The following is a 19539-nucleotide window of genomic DNA, read 5'->3' as shown; positions in this document are numbered from 1 at the left end:
TTTGATGATTTCTGACAAAATACCTACTGTAAATGACAATCACACTGCAACCCAAAGCATCACCAGGGCATCACATTATCGGACTGGATTCGGAACATCTGAATGGAGGCACAGTTCCCTGGCATAAACATCTCTATGCCCAGTTGCTTTACCCGGCTGAAGGAGTCGTTCGTGTATGGGCTGGAGAAAGCGTCTGGCTAGTGCATGCCAGCAGCGCGCTTTGGCTGCCCCCACAAATGCCGCATAAGTTTGTTGCGACAGGCAACGTACTTTTAAAAACCGTACTGGTTTCAGAAGCGGAAAGTGAAACGCTGGGAAAAGTTTGCTTCATGACGGGTATTTCACCCCTGTTAAGAGAATTACTAATTGCAATTAACCAACTTCCACCGTCGCAAAGTACCACAGATAAACAACAGTTACGTTTTTCAGCCCTCGAGACACTGATACTTCAGGAAATAAAAATGGGGGTGAAAATGTCACTTGAACTCCCTTGGCCAAATGATGAGCGGCTACAGCAGCTTTGTGAGAATTTGCTAAACAACCAAGGGTATCTGCCAACACTGGATAATCTAGCGGATAAAATTAACGTCAGTAGCCGTACACTCATGCGCTTATTTGTTAAAGAGACGGGATTAACATTTCGCCACTGGGTTCAGCAAATGCACGTTATTTCTGCAGTGACGCTTCTTGATGATGGATATTCGTTGACCAAAATTGCCCATCGTCTGGGCTATGCCTCAGCTGAATCGTTCGGCAATATGTTTAAGCGTCGAACGGGCTACTCGCCCGGTAAATTTACTCGTCGATTAACGATGCATGATTATGCAATCACAAGACAAATGATTTAACTTATATTTTCGTGAAATCTGTCACTGAAGAAAATTGGCAACGGATGGGTAAAACCGTTATAACACTGTCACCGGTCACCAGGACCCCAGGCCGGATTTAAGACGAGGATGCACTGCTGTGTGTACTGTAGAGTCTGGCGGATGTCGACAGGCTCTATTTTTTTATGCAGTTTTAACTTTGCAGATAGCCGCATTCTCGCCGAAATTGCGTGATTAATGACGCGGTCAGTGGTGTCTGGCGACTATCACGCCGCTGAATCAAATAATAGGTCGCTTTCGGTAAAATTTCGCTAACCGGCAACATCACCAGCCCCTGTCCGTGCAAGGGATCGCAGCCCATTTCTTCAGGTAGTATGCTGAGAAAATCGCTTTTTGCCACCAGACTGATACAGGCTGAGAACGTCTCGCAGACTACGCCGACCTGTGGCGTTTGCGCCTGATCGTCAAGCAATTCACTCAACTGTTTGTAGTAGCTGCCGTGTGGCGTCGGCATTGTCCAGCTGTAGTCCAGTAACTGTTTGATCGAACGGGCACCAATGGCGGGGTGTCCCGGGCGGCAAAAGATCGCGAATTGCTTTTCCAGTAATTTCTCAAAAGTAAATTCGTGGTCGTAGGGTCCCTGATAATAGGTATTGATGGTGAAATCCAGTTCCCCCTGGCGCAATTCATTAATCATCGATACCAGTTGCCCTTCCATAATGCGTACTTTTACCTGCGGATGCTGCTGATGAAAACGAGATATGACAGCTGGCATCAGACTGCGGGAAATACTGGCCCCCATGCCGATATTAATTTGCCCTGCCAGTTGCCCTTGTCGTTGGCGAATATCCTCTTGCGCTGCGCGCAGCTCTTCAAGAATAAGACTGGCGTGCTGATAAAAACTTTCACCGGCATCAGTTAACGTCACGCCTTTACTACGGCGAAAAAAGAGTTGTGCCGCCAACCCTTCTTCCAGCTCCTGAATAGATTTACTCAGTGCCGGTTGCGACATATTCAACATTCGGCTCGCTCCGCGAATGCTGCCCTGACGAGCCACTTCAACAAAAGCCCGAATTTGATGAATTTTTACCTGAAAAGCCATGACGCCACCGATAACCGTTATTTATCAGACCAAAGAAACTGGCATCTACTTTAATGCAGATGATTGTGTCAGGGTAATTTATGAACGGTTAAAACTGTGAAAAATCAGTTAGTGATAAGTAAAAACTATCGCTACGTGAACCGGGTCACACTTTTTACTGATGACGGGAAAGGTTATGGAGTCTTTGAATCAATTTGTTAATTCGCTTGCCCCAAAATTATCGCACTGGCGACGTGATTTTCATCACTATGCAGAGTCTGGCTGGGTGGAATTCCGCACTGCCACCCTTGTTGCGGAAGAATTGCAGCAGCTCGGCTATTCACTGGCGCTGGGCCGCGAAGTAGTTAATGAAAGTAGCCGGATGGGACTACCTGATGAACTCACTCTACAACGCGAATTCGAGCGCGCTCGTCAACAGGGTGCGCTAGCACAATGGATTGCGGCTTTTGAAGGTGGTTTCACGGGTATCGTCGCCACCCTGGATACCGGTCGCCCCGGTCCGGTTATGGCTTTCCGTGTCGATATGGACGCGCTGGATCTCAGTGAAGAGCAGGATGTCAGCCATCGCCCCTACCGCGACGGTTTTGCGTCATGTAACGCCGGAATGATGCATGCCTGTGGTCATGATGGGCATACCGCCATTGGGCTTGGGCTGGCGCATACCCTTAAACAGTTCGAGTCCGGACTACATGGCGTCATCAAACTGATTTTTCAGCCTGCAGAGGAAGGTACGCGTGGCGCGCGGGCGATGGTCGATGCAGGTGTCGTAGATGATGTTGATTATTTTACTGCCGTGCACATTGGCACTGGCGTACCTGCGGGCACCGTGGTGTGCGGCAGTGATAATTTTATGGCAACCACCAAATTTGACGCGCACTTCACCGGGACCGCGGCTCACGCAGGCGCAAAACCAGAAGACGGTCACAATGCCTTGTTGGCGGCAGCACAAGCAACTCTTGCACTGCATGCAATCGCCCCGCACAGCGAAGGCGCTTCCAGAGTAAACGTGGGCGTTATGCAGGCAGGAAGCGGTCGTAATGTTGTTCCCGCCTCAGCGTTGCTGAAAGTGGAAACACGCGGGGCCAGCGACGTCATTAATCAATATGTTTTTGACCGTGCACAACAAGCGATTCAGGGCGCAGCAACCATGTATGGTGTCGGCGTTGAAACTCGTCTGATGGGTGCAGCTACCGCCAGTTCTCCTTCGCCGCAATGGGTCGCATGGTTGCAAAGTCAGGCAGCTCAGGTCGCGGGGGTCAATAAGGCCATTGAACGTGTTGAAGCGCCTGCGGGTTCCGAAGATGCCACATTAATGATGGCCCGCGTGCAGCAACATCAAGGGCAAGCCTCCTATATGGTGTTTGGCACACAGCTGGCGGCAGGTCATCACAACGAAAAATTCGATTTTGACGAGCAGGTTCTCGCTATTGCCGTCGAAACGCTGGCGCGCACCGCGCTCAATTTTCCCTGGACGCGAGGTATCTGATGCAGGAAATCTATCGTTTTATCGACGATGCGATTGAAGCCGATCGCCAACGTTATACCGATATTGCCGATCAAATCTGGGATCATCCAGAAACACGTTTTGAAGAGTTCTGGTCAGCGGAGCATCTGGCTTCGGCGCTGGAGTCTGCAGGCTTCACCGTTACCCGCAACGTAGGCAATATCCCAAATGCCTTTATTGCTTCGTTTGGTCAAGGCAAACCGGTTATCGCCCTGCTGGGGGAATATGACGCCCTGGCAGGTTTAAGTCAGCAAGCAGGTTGCGCGCAACCTACATCCGCGACGCCCGGTGAAAATGGTCACGGTTGCGGACACAATTTGCTGGGAACCGCCGCCTTTGCCGCAGCAATAGCCGTCAAGAAATGGCTGGAACAATATGGGCAAGGCGGCACGGTGCGCTTTTATGGTTGTCCTGGCGAAGAAGGCGGCTCGGGTAAAACGTTCATGGTCCGCGAGGGGGTATTTGATGATGTGGATGCGGCACTCACCTGGCACCCGGAAGCCTTTGCCGGTATGTTCAATACCCGCACGCTGGCAAACATTCAGGCATCATGGCGCTTTAAAGGGATCGCAGCACATGCCGCGAACTCCCCACATTTGGGACGCAGCGCCCTTGATGCCGTAACGTTGATGACCACTGGCACCAACTTCCTCAACGAACATATTATTGAAAAAGCGCGCGTACACTATGCCATCATAGATAGCGGTGGGATCTCGCCCAACGTGGTCCAGGCGCAGGCAGAAGTGCTTTATCTTATCCGCGCCCCCGAAATGACCGATGTGCAGCATATTTATGATCGGGTCGCCAAAATCGCCGAAGGTGCGGCATTGATGACCGAAACCACGGTTGAATGCCGCTTCGACAAAGCCTGTTCCAGTTATCTCCCGAATCGCACCTTAGAAAATGCCATGTACCAGGCCCTATCCCATTTTGGTACTCCGGAATGGAACTGCGAAGAACTGGCTTTTGCGAAACAAATTCAGGCTACGCTCACCCTCAACGATCGGCAAAACAGTCTGAATAATATCGCTGCAACCGGTGGCGAAAACGGCAAGGCTTTTGCACTACGTCATCGTGAAACGGTACTGGCGAATGAAGTCGCTCCATATGCCGCCACCGATAACGTGCTTGCGGCATCAACTGATGTCGGCGACGTCAGTTGGAAACTGCCTGTTGCCCAGTGTTTCAGCCCCTGTTTTGCCGTCGGTACCCCGCTACATACGTGGCAACTGGTTAGCCAGGGGCGAACATCTATTGCTCATAAAGGAATGCTGCTGGCGGCGAAAACTATGGCAGCAACCACACTTAATCTCTTCATTGATTCAGGGCTATTGCAAGAATGCCAACAAGAGCATCAGCAAGTTACGGACACGCAACCGTATCACTGCCCTATCCCGAAAAAAGTGACACCGTCACCTTTAAAATAACAACAACAACGCAAACACAACAAACGAGGAATGCCCATGAGTATGTCATCCATACCGTCGTCCTCCCAATCCGGGAAGCTCTATGGCTGGGTCGAAAGAATTGGTAACAAGGTTCCCCATCCTTTTTTGCTCTTTATCTATTTGATTATCGTACTCATGGTGACGACGGCAATTTTGTCGGCCTTTGGCGTCAGTGCGAAAAACCCGACCGATGGTACGCCGGTGGTCGTGAAAAACCTGCTCAGTGTGGAAGGATTACACTGGTTTTTACCCAATGTTATTAAAAACTTTAGCGGTTTTGCTCCACTTGGCGCGATCCTGGCGCTGGTTTTAGGTGCCGGTCTGGCGGAGCGCGTCGGCTTACTGCCAGCGTTGATGGTTAAAATGGCATCGCATGTAAATGCCCGCTACGCCAGTTATATGGTGCTGTTTATTGCTTTTTTCAGCCACATTTCTTCCGATGCGGCGTTAGTGATCATGCCACCGATGGGTGCGCTGATTTTTCTGGCGGTGGGCAGGCATCCAGTTGCAGGTTTACTGGCTGCCATTGCAGGCGTAGGTTGCGGCTTTACGGCTAATTTACTGATTGTCACAACCGACGTGTTGCTGTCGGGGATCAGCACGGAAGCGGCGGCTGCGTTCAATCCGCAAATGCACGTCAGTGTAATTGATAACTGGTATTTTATGGCCAGCTCCGTAGTCGTACTGACGATTGTTGGCGGCCTGATAACCGACAAAATCATCGAGCCACGGTTAGGTCAATGGCCGGGAAACAGCGATGAGAAACTGCAGACATTGACCGAAAGTCAGCGTTTTGGTTTACGCATAGCAGGTGTCGTATCGCTACTTTTTATCGCTGCGATTGCGCTGATGGTGATCCCGGAAAACGGGATATTGCGCGATCCGATTAATCACACCGTGATGCCATCACCCTTTATTAAAGGTATCGTGCCACTGATCATTCTTTTTTTCTTTGTGGTCTCGCTGGCTTATGGCATCGCTACCCGCACAATTCGACGTCAGGCGGATTTACCCCATTTAATGATTGAACCGATGAAAGAGATGGCGGGATTTATCGTGATGGTTTTTCCCCTCGCCCAGTTTGTCGCCATGTTTAACTGGAGCAACATGGGGAAATTCATCGCCGTGGGGCTGACCGATATACTGGAAAGTTCAGGGCTTAGCGGCATCCCGGCGTTTGTCGGTCTGGCGTTGCTTTCCTCTTTCTTATGCATGTTTATCGCCAGCGGTTCCGCAATCTGGTCGATTCTGGCCCCCATTTTCGTACCAATGTTTATGCTACTTGGCTTTCACCCGGCATTTGCGCAAATCCTCTTTCGTATTGCCGACTCATCCGTATTGCCTTTAGCGCCAGTATCTCCTTTTGTTCCACTGTTTCTTGGATTCCTGCAACGCTACAAACCAGACGCGAAACTGGGTACTTACTATTCGTTAGTTTTGCCCTATCCACTTATCTTTTTGGTGGTATGGCTGCTGATGTTGCTGGCGTGGTATCTTGTCGGTCTGCCGATAGGTCCGGGGATTTACCCACGTTTGTCTTAAGAGAGAACGGATGCTGAGATTACTTGAAGAAAAAATTGTCACGCCACTGGGTCCACTGTGGGTGATTTGCGATGAGCAATTTCGCCTGCGGGCGGTTGAATGGGAAGAGTACAGCGAACGCATGGTGCAGCTGCTGGACATCCATTACCGCAAAGAAGGCTATGAACGCATTTCTGCCACCAACCCAGGTGGTTTAAGCGACAAGCTTCGTGAATATTTTGCCGGTAATCTTAGCATTATTGATACGCTTCCCACTGCCACAGGGGGGACGCCATTTCAGCGCGAAGTCTGGAAAACACTACGTACTATCCCCTGCGGGCAGGTAATGCATTACGGTCAACTGGCCGAACAATTGGGTCGCCCTGGCGCGGCGCGTGCCGTTGGTGCGGCTAACGGATCGAATCCCATCAGCATTGTTGTGCCTTGTCATCGGGTCATTGGCAGAAACGGTACCATGACCGGATATGCAGGCGGAGTTCAGCGAAAAGAGTGGTTATTACGCCACGAAGGTTATCTTTTGCTGTAAACATTAAACAATTTGTGCCAGCTTGTTCACACTTTTATGTAAAGTTACCCTTAACAACTTAAGGGTTTTCAAATAGATAGACATATATTTACATCTAATATCGGAATTCTCTGCTGTTAAGGTTTGCTTAGACTTACTTGCTCCCTAAAAAGATGTTAAAATTGACAAATATCAATTACGGCTTGAGCAGACCTATGATCCCGGAAAAGCGAATTATACGGCGCATTCAGTCTGGCGGTTGTGCTATCCATTGCCAGGATTGCAGCATCAGCCAGCTTTGCATCCCGTTCACACTCAACGAACATGAGCTTGATCAGCTTGATAATATCATTGAGCGGAAGAAGCCTATTCAGAAAGGCCAGACGCTGTTTAAGGCTGGTGATGAACTTAAATCGCTTTATGCCATCCGCTCCGGTACGATTAAAAGTTATACCATCACTGAGCAAGGCGACGAGCAAATCACTGGTTTCCATTTAGCAGGCGACCTGGTGGGATTTGACGCTATCGGCAGCGGTCATCACCCGAGCTTCGCTCAGGCGCTGGAAACCTCGATGGTATGTGAAATCCCGTTCGAAACGCTGGACGATTTGTCCGGTAAAATGCCGAATCTGCGTCAGCAGATGATGCGTCTGATGAGCGGTGAAATCAAAGGCGATCAGGACATGATCCTGCTGTTGTCGAAGAAAAATGCCGAGGAACGTCTGGCTGCATTCATCTACAACCTGTCCCGTCGTTTTGCCCAACGCGGCTTCTCCCCTCGTGAATTCCGCCTGACGATGACTCGTGGCGATATCGGTAACTATCTGGGCCTGACGGTAGAAACCATCAGCCGTCTGCTGGGTCGCTTCCAGAAAAGCGGTATGCTGGCAGTCAAAGGTAAATACATCACCATCGAAAATAACGACGCGCTGGCCCAGCTTGCTGGTCATACGCGTAACGTTGCCTGATTTTTCCGCATAACTCACTATCCTTCTGTCATATCATTAAATTTTTCTGATTTATTGATCTGACAGAAGGTTCATCACTGTTTCATTCACCAGATATGGGTTAATCTTTTAATTACAAACTGCGTTGACAGTTGTTGTAAGGAGACCCTGTATGGCTATGTATCAGAACATGCTCGTTGTTATCGATCCTAACCAGGACGACCAACCAGCATTGCGGCGAGCTGTTTATTTACATCAACGGATTGGTGGCAAAATTAAAGCCTTTTTGCCGATCTATGACTTCTCATACGAAATGACCACCCTGCTCTCTCCGGGCGAACGTACCGCTATGCGTCAGGGCGTCATCAGCCAGCGTACAGCCTGGATCCACGAGCAGGCAAAATATTATCTCAATGCTGGCGTTCCCATTGAAATTAAAGTGGTCTGGCATAACCGTCCTTTCGAAGCCATCATTCAGGAAGTGATCAGCGGCGGGCACGATTTGGTGCTAAAAATGGCGCACCAACATGACCGTCTGGAAGCGGTGATTTTTACGCCAACGGACTGGCATCTGTTACGCAAATGCCCAAGCCCGGTGTGGATGGTGAAAGACCAGCCGTGGCCGGAAGGGGGTAAGGCGCTGGTGGCGGTGAATCTCGCCAGTGAAGAGCCGTACCATAATGCGCTCAATGAAAAACTGGTCAAAGAGACGATCGAACTGGCGGAACAAGTCAACCATACCGAAGTTCATCTGGTTGGCGCTTATCCGGTAACGCCAATTAATATCGCGATTGAACTGCCGGAATTTGATCCGAGCGTTTATAACGATGCCATTCGTGGGCAACATTTGCTGGCAATGAAAGCTCTGCGGCAGAAATTCGGCATTAATGAAAACATGACGCACGTAGAAAAAGGTCTACCAGAAGAGGTGATTCCTGATTTGGCGGAGCACTTACAGGCGGGGATTGTGGTTCTGGGCACGGTAGGACGCACCGGTATTTCAGCAGCATTCCTCGGCAACACGGCGGAACAGGTGATTGATCATCTTCGCTGCGACCTGCTGGTCATTAAACCTGACCAGTATCAGACACCCGTTGAACTGGATGACGAAGAAGACGATTAACGACTCTTCAATAACTGACAAGGCCCGAGTTATCGGGCCTATTTTTTACTTACTGCTCTTCGCCGCCCAGGAAATAAATTCCCAACGGGATTGCCAGCAACACAGTAAAGACCAGGCTATAAACAAAAATCATCGATGACTGAATCACATACATTGATGTCGTCCACTCAGACAGCGGAATATTGTACTGTTCTATCACGCCGCCGATGGTCGCGCGAGTCACTACCGACGCCGCAATAATGAAAACCGCCAACAAACCAAAGAGAAATTTCTTCCCTTTCGCTGACTTCAGTTTCGCCATAATCATGATGTAATCCTTGTGCAGACAAATTTCTTGTTACCTAAGCGTAACAATACCATGACATTTCACCGTTGTCTGCTCTGAAAACCTCACCTCTTGGCTGGATTTACAATCAACGCATTGATTAGTTAGCTAATGTTGCTACTTCCTTCCCTGACTATTGATGATCTGAATGAATTGTCGCGGTAAAATAGCCCCGCCAGGGGTTTCCGGCATGACGACAATTATCTGGAGGAGCCTGATAAAACAATGATCGCTGAACTGTTTACAAATAATGCGCTTAATCTGGTCATTATTTTCGGTAGCTGCGCAGCATTGATTCTGATGAGCTTTTGGTTTCGCCGCGGAAATCGTAAAAGAAAAGGATTTTTATTCCATGCGGTGCAATTTTTAATCTACACCATAATTATCAGTGCTGTTGGTAGCATCATTAATTATGTTATAGAAAACTATAAACTCAAATTTATCACCCCAGGCGTTATCGATTTTATCTGTACGTCCCTGATTGCGGTTATTCTGACGATTAAACTATTTCTGCTGATAAATCAGTTTGAAAAACAGCAGATTAAAAAAGGTCGCGATATCACTAGTGCGCGGATTATGTCGCGTATCATCAAAATCACCATTATTGTGGTGCTTGTTCTGCTTTATGGCGAACATTTCGGCATGAGCCTTTCTGGCTTGTTGACCTTTGGTGGTATTGGTGGTCTGGCTGTCGGTATGGCCGGTAAAGATATTCTGAGTAACTTCTTTTCCGGGATTATGCTCTATTTCGACCGTCCTTTTAGTATTGGCGACTGGATCCGTTCACCGGACAGAAATATCGAAGGTACAGTAGCGGAAATTGGCTGGCGAATTACCAAGATTACGACTTTTGATAATCGTCCGTTGTACGTACCGAACTCGCTGTTTTCGTCAATCAGCGTAGAAAACCCAGGACGAATGACCAACCGGCGCATTACCACGACCATTGGTTTACGTTATGAGGATGCGGCAAAAGTGGGCGTTATTGTCGAAGCCGTACGTGAGATGCTGAAAAATCACCCGGCCATCGACCAGCGACAAACCTTACTGGTTTATTTCAACCAGTTTGCTGACTCTTCATTGAATATTATGGTTTATTGCTTTACCAAAACCACGGTATGGGCTGAATGGCTTGCTGCACAGCAAGACGTTTATTTGAAGATTATCGATATTGTACAGTCACACGGCGCGGACTTTGCCTTCCCCAGCCAGACGCTGTATATGGATAACATTACACCGCCGGACCAGGGTCGCTAAATCAGACATCACTGGCGTTATTCACAAGGGTAACGCCAGTTCCCATCACATCAATGCTTCACAATATACATAGTCCGACTGTACGCCACATCTTCCGGGTTATTAATGGGATAACCTTTCAGCCACGGCTTGATTAATCGTCCATTGGTATATTGATAAATTGGTGCAATCGGTGCTTGCTCCATGAGAATTTTTTCTGCCGCATTGTAATCGGCATTACGCGCTTTAACGGTATTTTCCGTTGATGCCTGGGCCAGTACTTTGTCGTATGCCGGATTGTTAAAGCGTGAAATATTCCCTGAATGCGTTGACGTTAACAACGTAAGGAAAGTGGAGGGTTCATTATAATCCCCTACCCATGAGGCGCGGATAACATCAAAATTGCCGGTGTTACGGCTATCGATATAGGTTTTCCATTCCTGATTCTGCAATTTAACATCTACGCCAAGGTTCTTTTTCCACATCGATGCTACAGCAATCGCAATTTTTTGATGGTTTTCTGAAGTGTTATACAAAAGCGTCAGCTTCAGCGGTTTTTGCGGACCATAACCAGCTGCGCTCAACAAAGTTTTTGCCTGCGCATTCAGTTCTTCCTGACTCATTTGTTCAAACGGCGAAGGTTCCGGCGTAAATCCTGCAGTAACATCTGGTGTAAAATGCCACGCTGGCTTTTCGCCCGTCCCTAATACTTTTTCGGTCATCAGGCGGCGATCTATCGTCATACTTAATGCCAGACGAACGCGCTGATCTGCCGTCGGCCCTTTTTGCGTGTTAAACGCATAATAATAGGTCCCAAGCTGCGGCGGCGTATAAACCTGCCCCGGAATATCCTTCAACAGCTTCTGATACATATTTTTAGGGAAGGATTCGGTGATATCAATATCCCCCGCGAGATAACGCTTAGTGGCTGCGGATTCCTGATTAATTGGCAGGAAGGTCACTTTTTGCAGCACCGTTTTGGCGTTATCCCAATAATGGGTATTCGGTACCACGACCAGTTTTTCATTGACTACGCGCTCTTTAAGAACATAAGCGCCATTACCGATCAGTTTTCCGGGTTTCGTCCACTCTTTACTGCTTTCTACGTTGGCTTTTTGCACCGGGAAGAAGGCAAAGTTAGCGGTTAAATTCACAAACCACGGCAACGGTTTATCAAGCTGGATTTTCAAAGTATGGGCATCAACTGCGGTGACGCCAAGCTGGTCAGGCGTAGCTTTACCATCAATAATCGCCTGTGCGTTGTTAATTCCCGCCAGCGCGGCAAACCATGCAAATGGCGACAATGTTTTTGGGTCCACCAGACGTTGCCAGCTGTAGACAAAATCTTGCGCCGTTACCGGTGTGCCATCCGCCCATTTTGCGTTATCGCGTAGGGTAAAAGTCCAGATACGGTTGTCATTACTTTTCCACTGAGTCGCAACGCCGGGGACAATCTCCCCTTTCTCGTTCTGATTCACCAGTCCTTCAAACAGATCGCGAATGACCTGAATCTCTGGCAGCCCCACGGCTTTAGCGGGATCCAGCGACGCAGGCTCATCTTTAATGTGGCGCACCAGCTCCTGCTTCTCTGCCAGTACTGTGCCGCTCGGAACTTCTGCAGCATACGAAAGAGAAATGCTGCTGACCAACAGCGCACAACACGTGACTGAAACAGAGTGCTTCATAAGTTTCCCTCTAACCGACATTAAAATTGATGCGTAATTATTTGTTTCGCCTTAAAGAAATGCAAACAACTTCCATCAAAAAAGTGACAAAGGAAGCATCAAATGTTTTAAGTATCAATATATCAAATCAGATTTAGTGTAAATAATAGTCTCCAAAATGCGGTAAAGCACATAGAACTCCGAACACTACGTTCGGGCTTCGCACGTTCAAACCCGTTTTCGGTATCATAATCAGCATCTGTCGCCATTGTACGAAGAATAAAAAATAACCAAAACGTTGAAAAGAACTGAGAATACGTTAAGAGAAGAATTAAATTAATGTATCAGCAAGTAGTGCTAAACAGCACCTTTATACTTCAGCCTATCTATAAATAATGAGAATGCCGAGCCGGCATGTCGACGGTGTGGATAGTACAGGTGATAACCGGGTAAATCTGGTGTGAATTTATCCAAAACACGTATCAGTTTTTTTTCTTTAATAGCTCGCTCAACCTGATCATAAGGTAGATACGCCAATCCATGCCCATCAATTGCAGCATCAATGATCAGGTCTATCGTATTCAGTAAAAGCTGACCTTCCATGCGAACACGAACTTCACGTCCACCGCGTATTAATCTCCAGCGATTTGCTGTACCCGATGTGGGAAGATACAAATTAATTGCCTGATGATCTATTAATTGTGACACTGACGTTGGAGCACTTCGACGAGAAAAATAATCCGGTGAGCCAACAATAGCCATTGGTATATCTGGCCCGATTCGAATGGCGATCATATCTTTATCCATCTCTCCACCCAGACGGACGCCTGCATCAAAACGTTCAGAAACGACATCGGTCAAACCATAATCAATGGTAAGCTGGATATCAATTTCAGGATGCGATTTCAGGAATGTGCGCATAGCTGGTAACAATATCGTTTTTGCTGCATGTTCTACAGTAGTAATACGTATTGTCCCGGATGGGCGGTTCTGCAGATCGCTCAGGGATGTCAGGGCAGAATCTATGTCATACAACATAGGGCCAAGAACAGACAAAAGATGCTCGCCCGCTTCAGTGGGTACAACGCTGCGCGTGGTTCGCGTCAGAAGCCGCAATCCCAATCGTTCTTCTATACGGCGCACTATCTGGCTTAAAGCTGACTGCGCCATGCTCAGGCGGGCTGCTGCGCGAGTGAAGCTACGCTCCTCTGCAACGACGACAAACGCCATCAGATCAGCGATTTCTTCACGCTTCATTCAGTATCTCCATACAATCTATTAATCATTTAAATGATAGGTCTAATCATGATTTTGGGTCTAATCAACTTAATGATCAATATCTATAGTGATATCACCAACCGTTAAAACGAACCGACAACTCCATGAGGAACGGAATGATGAATAATCAAGTCAGCTTCACTAACAGCAATAATCCAACCATCTCTTTGTCTGCAGTGATCTATTTCCCTCCAAAATTTGATGAAACCCGTCAGTATCCGGCAATTGTGGTATCTCACCCAGGTGGGGGCGTTAAAGAGCAAACGGCCGGAACCTATGCCGAAAAACTGGCGGAAAAGGGATTTGTCACTATTGCTTATGACGCATCTTATCAAGGTGAAAGCGGCGGCGAGCCGCGTCAGTTAGAAAACCCATACATTCGTACTGAAGACGTCAGTGCCGTGATTGATTACCTGACAACGCTTTCTTATGTCGACAATAGCCGAATTGGTGCGATGGGAATTTGTGCCGGTGCAGGATATACAGCCAATGCTGCAATTCAGGATCGCCGCATCAAGGCCATCGGTACTGTTAGTGCGGTCAATATTGGTTCGATGTTCCGTAATGGTTGGGAAAACAATGTGAAATCTATTGATGCCCTACCATACGTTGACGCGGGTTCAAACGCCCGAACCAGCGATATTAGCAGCGGAGAATACGCCACTATGCCACTGGCACCAATGAAGGAGTCCGATGCGCCGAACGAAGAACTGCGTCAGGCCTGGGAGTATTACCACACCCCTCGCGCGCAGTATCCAACAGCACCGGGTTACGCTACTTTGCGCAGCCTTAACCAGATTATTACCTATGATGCTTACCATATGGCGGAAGTGTACCTGACTCAGCCGATACAGATTGTGGCGGGCAGCCAGGCAGGGAGCAAATGGATGAGTGACGACCTGTACGATCGAGCATCAAGCCAGGATAAACGCTATCACATTGTTGAAGGCGCAAACCATATGGATCTTTATGACGGCAAAGTCTATGTGGCTGAAGCAATTTCAGTATTAGCTCCGTTCTTTGAGGAAACTCTGTAATGAAACATATTCAAATCCGCAATAGTGATATGGCCTGGCATATTACTGCCAATAATCTGGGAAAAGTTTCATGAAAAATGTACTGATTCTTGGTGCTGGCGGTCAGATAGCCCGCCATGTGATTAATCAACTGGCAGATAAACAAACCATTAAACAAACTTTATTTGCCCGTCAGCCAGCAAAAATCCACAAACCCTATCCAACTAATAGCCAGATTATTATGGGGGATGTACTGAATCATGCAGCACTGAAGCTGGCCATGGAGGGACAGGATGTTGTGTATGCCAACCTTACGGGGGAAGATTTAGATATTCAGGCAAATTCAGTGATCGCTGCGATGAAAGCCTGTGATGTTAAACGTCTGATCTTTGTTCTTTCCCTCGGTATTTATGATGAAGTTCCAGGAAAATTTGGCGAATGGAATAATGCAGTTATTGGTGAGCCCCTAAAACCATTCCGCAGGGCTGCGGATGCAATTGAGGCTTCTGGACTGGAATATACAATTCTTCGCCCTGCCTGGCTGACTGATGAAGATATTATTGATTATGAGCTTACCTCACGCAATGAACCATTCAAAGGTACGATCGTATCACGTAAGAGTGTCGCAGCATTAATTACAGATATCATCGATAAACCTGAGAAACACATTGGTGAGAATATAGGCATCAATCAACCCGGGACTGATGGCGATAAGCCATTCTTCATGTAAATCAATTATATAGCTACCTTCGTACTGTACTATGTGCAGTACGATTTATTAAACTTATTAAGGTGAACTGATCAATCAGATGCGATTAACATGTGTAGAACCAGTAAGAATAAAATACGCCATGTATATAACATTACGACAATTCTAATATCTGCACATCAATGAAAATGCAAACAACTTTCGGCAAAAAAGTGATACAAGATCGATGACATAGCGTTGAAGAAAAGGATTTGATAATCCGCAAAATTTGCACAACACTGCCTGTAATACTTCCTGAACCAGAGACGATCATGACCGTAACCCGCCCACGCGCCGAACGCGGCGCATTTCCGCCCGGAACAGAACATTACGGGCGTTCATTATTGGGCGCGCCGTTAATCTGGTTTCCTGCCCCTGCAGCCAGCCGCGAAAGTGGTTTGATTCTGGCTGGCACTCACGGTGATGAAAACTCTTCGGTCGTCACGCTCTCCTGTGCTCTGCGGACGTTGACACCTTCTTTGCGCCGTCATCATGTGGTGCTGTGTGTGAATCCTGACGGCTGCCAGTTGGGGTTACGGGCCAATGCTAATGGTGTGGATTTAAACAGAAACTTTCCGGCGGCGAATTGGAAGGAAGGTGAAACCGTTTATCGCTGGAACAGCGCCGCTGAAGAACGTGATGTCGTATTGCTGACAGGTGACAAACCTGGCTCTGAACCTGAAACCCAGGCGCTGTGCCAGCTTATACACCGCATTCAACCCGCCTGGGTGGTCTCATTCCACGATCCGCTGGCCTGTATTGAAGATCCCAGACACAGCGAATTAGGCGAATGGCTGGCCCAGGCGTTTGAATTGCCTCTGGTAACCAGCGTCGGTTATGAAACACCTGGCTCTTTCGGTAGTTGGTGTGCAGATCTCAACTTGCATTGCATCACCGCAGAGTTTCCGCCCATCTCCTCCGACGAAGCCAGCGAAAAATATCTCTTTGCGATGGCAAACTTGCTGCGCTGGCATCCTAAAGATGCAATTCGCCCGTCGTGAACTGAAGCGCCGGTTCCACATCTACCGCCAGCCAGGTCGGTCCGTCAAGATCGGCGAAACTGACCTGCGGCACCAGCGGTAAAGCGGCGCTAATGGCACGAGAGGTACACAACATGCAGCCCAGCATCAGACTAAAACCTTGTGCACGTGCTTCAGTCGCCAGCGCCAGCGCTTCCGTCAGACCACCGGTTTTATCAAGCTTAATGTTAACCATCTCATAGCGCCCTTTCAGCGCCTTCAGATTGCTACGAGTATGACAACTTTCATCTGCGCAAATCGGTAACGGATGAATAAAATTCTCCAACGCCGCATCGTCCTGCGCAGGAAGCGGTTGTTCAAGCATCACAACGCCTAAATCCGCCAATAGCTGGCAACGCGCCGCCAACCCTTCTGCACGCCAGGATTCATTTGCATCAACGATCAGCGTCGCATCGGGCACAGCGGTGCGAATTGCCACCATCCGCTCACTGATAAGATGGTTATCCAGCTTCACTTTCAGTAATTTCGCGCCTGCCTGCCAGAGTGTTGATGCACTATTGGCCATCTGATCAGGCGTACCGATGACTACCGTCTGTGCAGTGATAACTGTCTCGGGAAGCGTTATGCCGATCAAATCAGCCAGCGATTGCTGCTGTTTTCGCGCCGCCAGATCCCACAATGCACAATCCAGCGCATTACGTGCTGCGCCGGCAGGGAGAATTTTTTGCAACTCCTCCCGTGTCAGCCCTTTCTCTAATTGCGGTACGACGCTCATAATTTGCGCCATTACCGAGGCATCACTTTCTCCATAACGCGGATACGGCGTGCATTCACCGGTGCCTTTAATACCTTCTTCTTCCAGTTCAACCACCACCACGCGCGCTTCACTGCGACTTCCCCGGGCAATCACAAACGGGGTATGTAAGGGCCAGGCTTCCTCAACTACCTTAACGGTTCTCATGTTTACTCCTTGTTGTCGCGGTGGTCTGCGGATTAAGCGCAAATAGCGTTTGCTGTGTTATTGACAGTTAGCATAAACTAGGTGTGACGTTAACTATATGTAAACAGGAAAGATAATCATGTCACAAACCGTTCATTTCCAGGGCAACCCGGTTACAGTCGCCAACTCCATCCCCCAGGCGGGTAGCAAAGCGCAGACTTTTACTCTCGTGGCAAAAGATCTGTCTGACGTCATCCTCGGTCAGTTTGCGGGTAAACGCAAAGTGCTGAACATTTTCCCGAGTATTGATACCGGTGTTTGCGCCGCATCAGTACGTAAGTTTAACCAACTGGCAACCGAGATCGACAACACCGTTGTGCTGTGTATCTCTGCCGATCTGCCGTTCGCCCAGTCTCGTTTCTGCGGCGCAGAAGGTCTGAACAACGTTATCACCCTCTCCACTTTCCGTAACGCTGAATTTCTGCAAGCCTACGGTGTGGCAATTGCTGATGGCCCACTGAAAGGTCTGGCAGCGCGTGCCGTTGTGGTTATTGATGAAAATGACAATGTGATTTTCAGCCAGCTGGTGGATGAAATCACCACCGAGCCGGATTACGAAGCAGCTCTGGCTGTACTGAAAGCATAAGTTAATATGCCTGATGGTGTTGCACCATCAGGCATATTCGCGCTTACTCTTCGTTCTTCTTCTGACTCAGACCGTATTCCCGCAACTTATTGGCAATCGCGGTATGCGAAACGCCGAGGCGTTTTGCCAGTTTGCGCGTGCTGGGATAATTGCGATAAAGCTGGGTTAATACCGAGCGTTCAAAACGGCTGGTGATTTCGTCCAGCGAACCTTCCATCGCATCTTCGCCCACGGCTACCGTTGCGGCGTCATAATCCGGTAACAAAATATCCTGTGGACGCAGCTCATAACCGTCCAGTTGTGTCAGTGCGCGATAAATAGCGTTCTTTAACTGCCGCACATTTCCCGGCCACGCATAACGCGTAAGTACAGTATTCAGGTCAGCGGCCAGTTTCGGACGCGGCACGCCCTGCTCGTCGGCAAAGCGGGCGACGAACAGCTCTGTTAACGGCATGATGTCCTGCGGACAGTCACGTAGCGGCGGCAGATTGAGCGTCAACACGTTCAGACGATAATAGAGATCTTCACGGAACACGCCTTTTTGCACCAGTTCGACCAGATTCTTCTGCGTAGCGCAAATCACCCGCACATCGACATGCACCTCATGGTCTTCGCCAACCCGACGGAAAGTGCCATCATTAAGGAAACGCAGTAATTTCGCCTGCATCCGTGGTGACATTTCCCCTATTTCATCCAACAGCACCGAACCACCGTTCGCCTGCTCAAAGAACCCTTTCTTCCCTTCCGGAGCATGACCAAACAGTTCACTCTCGACCGCATCTTCCGGTATAGACGCACAGTTCAGCGCCAGGTAAGGTTTGCTCGCTCTGGGGCTTGCCTGATGACAGGCATACGCAAAGAGATCTTTTCCGGTGCCGGTATCACCCGTAATCAGCAGCGGCGCGCTTAGCATCGCCAGTTTCTGCGCCTGTTCGACAACATGCTTCATTTTCGGGCTGACAGCGACAATTTGACTAAAGGCGCTGACGTCCTGGGCGGCGACATTTTGCAACTGACGGCCCATACGAATCGTTGATCGCAACATCACCACCGCACCGGTCAGGACGTGTTGATCATTTTCATCCTGAAGATAAACAGGCGTAATCTCCATCAGGAAATTCTGTCCATTAATAACGACATGCTCGTTATGGGAATCCTGCGGTTCGCTTTCCAGCCAGCGTAAAAAATTAAAGCCGTTAATCAATTGCGCGGCGGTATGGTTGCGCAGACGATCCAATTTTTGCCCAAAAAGCTGACAGCTCGCCGGGTTCGCCATATCCACTTTGCTTTTCATATCGACAGAGAGCACAGGTTCAGGCAACGCTTCCAGTAACGCGCTCAACGCCAGATGCTCACGTTCAGAAGGCATCCACGGGACAGTACGGACATCGGTAACACCTGCAATACGGCGTATTTCGGCCATCAGACTGCTGAAACTCTCAAACTCCAGTTCAGCAAAATTGAGGTAGATTCGCCCAATGGGGTCAATCTCAATACCGCGTAAATCAATGCCTCTTAGCACGAGTAGATCGAGTAATTCGCGGGTCAGACCGAGTCGGTCTTCACAAAAGACTTCCAGACGCATGGGAACCTTCACCTGAAAAAAGAACAATTAATATGATGATATGACACTATTTGGATAGCAGGAAGGTTTCTGTCAACAATCATTGACACAAAGACGGAAAAACGGGCACTTCGGCGTAAAGAT

The 19539-nt window shown here is 48.6% G+C and carries 18 protein-coding genes; 12 read left to right on the top strand and 6 right to left on the bottom strand.

Translation table 11 applies throughout. From position 1 onward, the window contains the following. Positions 1–32 precede the first annotated feature (32 nt). The gene (locus tag ACJHX3_RS08310) at positions 33–848 is read left to right on the top strand and encodes an AraC family transcriptional regulator (RefSeq protein ID WP_000156573.1); all 816 of its coding nucleotides are present in this window, start codon (positions 33–35) and stop codon (positions 846–848) included. Positions 849–1020: 172 nt separating this feature from the next. Here ACJHX3_RS08310 and ACJHX3_RS08305 read toward each other — a convergent pair whose 3' ends face one another. Next, positions 1021–1929, bottom strand: coding sequence for a LysR family transcriptional regulator (locus tag ACJHX3_RS08305; RefSeq protein ID WP_000885457.1), 909 nt, complete (start codon positions 1927–1929; stop codon positions 1021–1023). Between the two features lie 175 nt (positions 1930–2104). Between ACJHX3_RS08305 and abgA the strand changes: the two genes are divergently transcribed. The 6 genes from abgA (at position 2105) to uspE (ending at position 8998) form a co-directional block, all read left to right on the top strand. After that, entirely contained in the window at positions 2105–3415 is a 1311-nt protein-coding gene (gene abgA, locus ACJHX3_RS08300; RefSeq protein ID WP_000444940.1) for a p-aminobenzoyl-glutamate hydrolase subunit AbgA, read from the top strand. Next, positions 3415–4860, top strand: coding sequence for a p-aminobenzoyl-glutamate hydrolase subunit AbgB (abgB, locus tag ACJHX3_RS08295; protein WP_001156418.1), 1446 nt, complete (start codon positions 3415–3417; stop codon positions 4858–4860). The genes abgA and abgB overlap by 1 nt, the downstream gene beginning before the upstream one ends. 36 nt (positions 4861–4896) lie before the next feature. Continuing rightward, positions 4897–6423, top strand: a complete 1527-nt coding sequence (gene abgT / locus ACJHX3_RS08290; RefSeq protein ID WP_000062958.1) for a p-aminobenzoyl-glutamate transporter — start codon at positions 4897–4899, stop codon at positions 6421–6423. A 10-nt stretch (positions 6424–6433) separates the two neighbouring features. Next, complete coding sequence (gene ogt / locus ACJHX3_RS08285) at positions 6434–6949, top strand: methylated-DNA--[protein]-cysteine S-methyltransferase (RefSeq protein ID WP_000945046.1); 516 nt, start codon at positions 6434–6436, stop codon at positions 6947–6949. Positions 6950–7143: 194 nt separating this feature from the next. Continuing rightward, positions 7144–7896: a fumarate/nitrate reduction transcriptional regulator Fnr gene (gene fnr, locus ACJHX3_RS08280; RefSeq protein ID WP_000611911.1), complete on the top strand. Its 753-nt coding sequence runs from the start codon at positions 7144–7146 to the stop codon at positions 7894–7896. A 151-nt stretch (positions 7897–8047) separates the two neighbouring features. After that, positions 8048–8998, top strand: a complete 951-nt coding sequence (gene uspE, locus ACJHX3_RS08275; RefSeq protein WP_094308115.1) for a universal stress protein UspE — start codon at positions 8048–8050, stop codon at positions 8996–8998. Positions 8999–9047: 49 nt separating this feature from the next. Here the strand turns inward: uspE and ACJHX3_RS08270 are convergent, their stop codons facing one another. Further along, positions 9048–9305, bottom strand: coding sequence for a DUF2534 family protein (locus ACJHX3_RS08270; protein WP_000605090.1), 258 nt, complete (start codon positions 9303–9305; stop codon positions 9048–9050). Positions 9306–9548: 243 nt separating this feature from the next. Here ACJHX3_RS08270 and ynaI point away from each other — a divergent pair, with 243 nt between their 5' ends. After that, positions 9549–10580, top strand: coding sequence for a low conductance mechanosensitive channel YnaI (ynaI, locus tag ACJHX3_RS08265; RefSeq protein ID WP_000559899.1), 1032 nt, complete (start codon positions 9549–9551; stop codon positions 10578–10580). 50 nt (positions 10581–10630) lie between these two features. On the opposite strand, the gene mppA is transcribed toward ynaI, so the two are convergent. Together mppA and pgrR are read right to left on the bottom strand one after the other, a co-directional pair. After that, complete coding sequence (mppA, locus tag ACJHX3_RS08260; protein WP_000683027.1) at positions 10631–12244, bottom strand: murein tripeptide ABC transporter substrate-binding protein MppA; 1614 nt, start codon at positions 12242–12244, stop codon at positions 10631–10633. A 336-nt stretch (positions 12245–12580) separates the two neighbouring features. Beyond that, positions 12581–13480: a DNA-binding transcriptional regulator PgrR gene (pgrR, locus tag ACJHX3_RS08255; protein WP_094321747.1), complete on the bottom strand. Its 900-nt coding sequence runs from the start codon at positions 13478–13480 to the stop codon at positions 12581–12583. A gap of 137 nt (positions 13481–13617) precedes the next feature. On the opposite strand from pgrR, the gene ACJHX3_RS08250 reads away from it, so the two are divergent. The 3 genes from ACJHX3_RS08250 (at position 13618) to mpaA (ending at position 16266) form a co-directional block, all read left to right on the top strand. After that, positions 13618–14538 carry an alpha/beta hydrolase gene (locus ACJHX3_RS08250; protein WP_024216688.1) on the top strand — a complete coding sequence of 307 codons (921 nt, stop codon included), beginning with the start codon at positions 13618–13620 and terminating at the stop codon, positions 14536–14538. A 70-nt stretch (positions 14539–14608) separates the two neighbouring features. Continuing rightward, on the top strand, positions 14609–15247 hold the full coding sequence (locus tag ACJHX3_RS08245; RefSeq protein WP_000800181.1) for an SDR family oxidoreductase: 639 nt from the start codon (positions 14609–14611) through the stop codon (positions 15245–15247). 290 nt (positions 15248–15537) lie between these two features. Beyond that, entirely contained in the window at positions 15538–16266 is a 729-nt protein-coding gene (gene mpaA, locus ACJHX3_RS08240) for a murein tripeptide amidase MpaA (protein ID WP_000219122.1), read from the top strand. Here the strand turns inward: mpaA and ycjG are convergent. Then, positions 16241–17206, bottom strand: a complete 966-nt coding sequence (ycjG, locus tag ACJHX3_RS08235) for an L-Ala-D/L-Glu epimerase (RefSeq protein ID WP_001469238.1) — start codon at positions 17204–17206, stop codon at positions 16241–16243. The genes mpaA and ycjG overlap by 26 nt on opposite strands. Positions 17207–17324: 118 nt before the next feature. On the opposite strand from ycjG, the gene tpx reads away from it, so the two are divergent. Beyond that, positions 17325–17831: a thiol peroxidase gene (gene tpx, locus ACJHX3_RS08230; protein WP_000084380.1), complete on the top strand. Its 507-nt coding sequence runs from the start codon at positions 17325–17327 to the stop codon at positions 17829–17831. Between the two features lie 43 nt (positions 17832–17874). On the opposite strand, the gene tyrR is transcribed toward tpx, so the two are convergent. Further along, positions 17875–19416: a transcriptional regulator TyrR gene (gene tyrR, locus ACJHX3_RS08225; RefSeq protein WP_001296041.1), complete on the bottom strand. Its 1542-nt coding sequence runs from the start codon at positions 19414–19416 to the stop codon at positions 17875–17877. Positions 19417–19539 lie beyond the last annotated feature (123 nt).

The organism is Escherichia sp. WS1265 (genome assembly GCF_046487585.1).
Lineage (GTDB): Bacteria > Pseudomonadota > Gammaproteobacteria > Enterobacterales > Enterobacteriaceae > Escherichia > Escherichia coli.
The sequence above is the reverse complement of the archived record's forward strand: the minus strand, read 5'-3'. Positions and strand labels throughout refer to the sequence as shown.

What these genes read in the sequence shown, in the direction of transcription:
- tyrR (WP_001296041.1), bottom strand. Translation starts at nt 19,416, where the DNA reads ATGCGTCTGGAAGTCTTTTGTGAAGACCGACTCGGTCTGACCCGCGAA.
- uspE (WP_094308115.1), top strand. Translation starts at nt 8,048, where the DNA reads ATGGCTATGTATCAGAACATGCTCGTTGTTATCGATCCTAACCAGGAC.
- ACJHX3_RS08310 (WP_000156573.1), top strand. Translation starts at nt 33, where the DNA reads ATGACAATCACACTGCAACCCAAAGCATCACCAGGGCATCACATTATC.
- ogt (WP_000945046.1), top strand. Translation starts at nt 6,434, where the DNA reads ATGCTGAGATTACTTGAAGAAAAAATTGTCACGCCACTGGGTCCACTG.
- tpx (WP_000084380.1), top strand. Translation starts at nt 17,325, where the DNA reads ATGTCACAAACCGTTCATTTCCAGGGCAACCCGGTTACAGTCGCCAAC.
- ACJHX3_RS08245 (WP_000800181.1), top strand. Translation starts at nt 14,609, where the DNA reads ATGAAAAATGTACTGATTCTTGGTGCTGGCGGTCAGATAGCCCGCCAT.
- abgT (WP_000062958.1), top strand. Translation starts at nt 4,897, where the DNA reads ATGAGTATGTCATCCATACCGTCGTCCTCCCAATCCGGGAAGCTCTAT.
- ACJHX3_RS08250 (WP_024216688.1), top strand. Translation starts at nt 13,618, where the DNA reads ATGATGAATAATCAAGTCAGCTTCACTAACAGCAATAATCCAACCATC.
- ACJHX3_RS08270 (WP_000605090.1), bottom strand. Translation starts at nt 9,305, where the DNA reads ATGATTATGGCGAAACTGAAGTCAGCGAAAGGGAAGAAATTTCTCTTT.
- abgB (WP_001156418.1), top strand. Translation starts at nt 3,415, where the DNA reads ATGCAGGAAATCTATCGTTTTATCGACGATGCGATTGAAGCCGATCGC.
- abgA (WP_000444940.1), top strand. Translation starts at nt 2,105, where the DNA reads ATGGAGTCTTTGAATCAATTTGTTAATTCGCTTGCCCCAAAATTATCG.
- ycjG (WP_001469238.1), bottom strand. Translation starts at nt 17,206, where the DNA reads ATGAGAACCGTTAAGGTAGTTGAGGAAGCCTGGCCCTTACATACCCCG.
- pgrR (WP_094321747.1), bottom strand. Translation starts at nt 13,480, where the DNA reads ATGAAGCGTGAAGAAATCGCTGATCTGATGGCGTTTGTCGTCGTTGCA.
- ynaI (WP_000559899.1), top strand. Translation starts at nt 9,549, where the DNA reads ATGATCGCTGAACTGTTTACAAATAATGCGCTTAATCTGGTCATTATT.
- mppA (WP_000683027.1), bottom strand. Translation starts at nt 12,244, where the DNA reads ATGAAGCACTCTGTTTCAGTCACGTGTTGTGCGCTGTTGGTCAGCAGC.
- ACJHX3_RS08305 (WP_000885457.1), bottom strand. Translation starts at nt 1,929, where the DNA reads ATGGCTTTTCAGGTAAAAATTCATCAAATTCGGGCTTTTGTTGAAGTG.
- mpaA (WP_000219122.1), top strand. Translation starts at nt 15,538, where the DNA reads ATGACCGTAACCCGCCCACGCGCCGAACGCGGCGCATTTCCGCCCGGA.
- fnr (WP_000611911.1), top strand. Translation starts at nt 7,144, where the DNA reads ATGATCCCGGAAAAGCGAATTATACGGCGCATTCAGTCTGGCGGTTGT.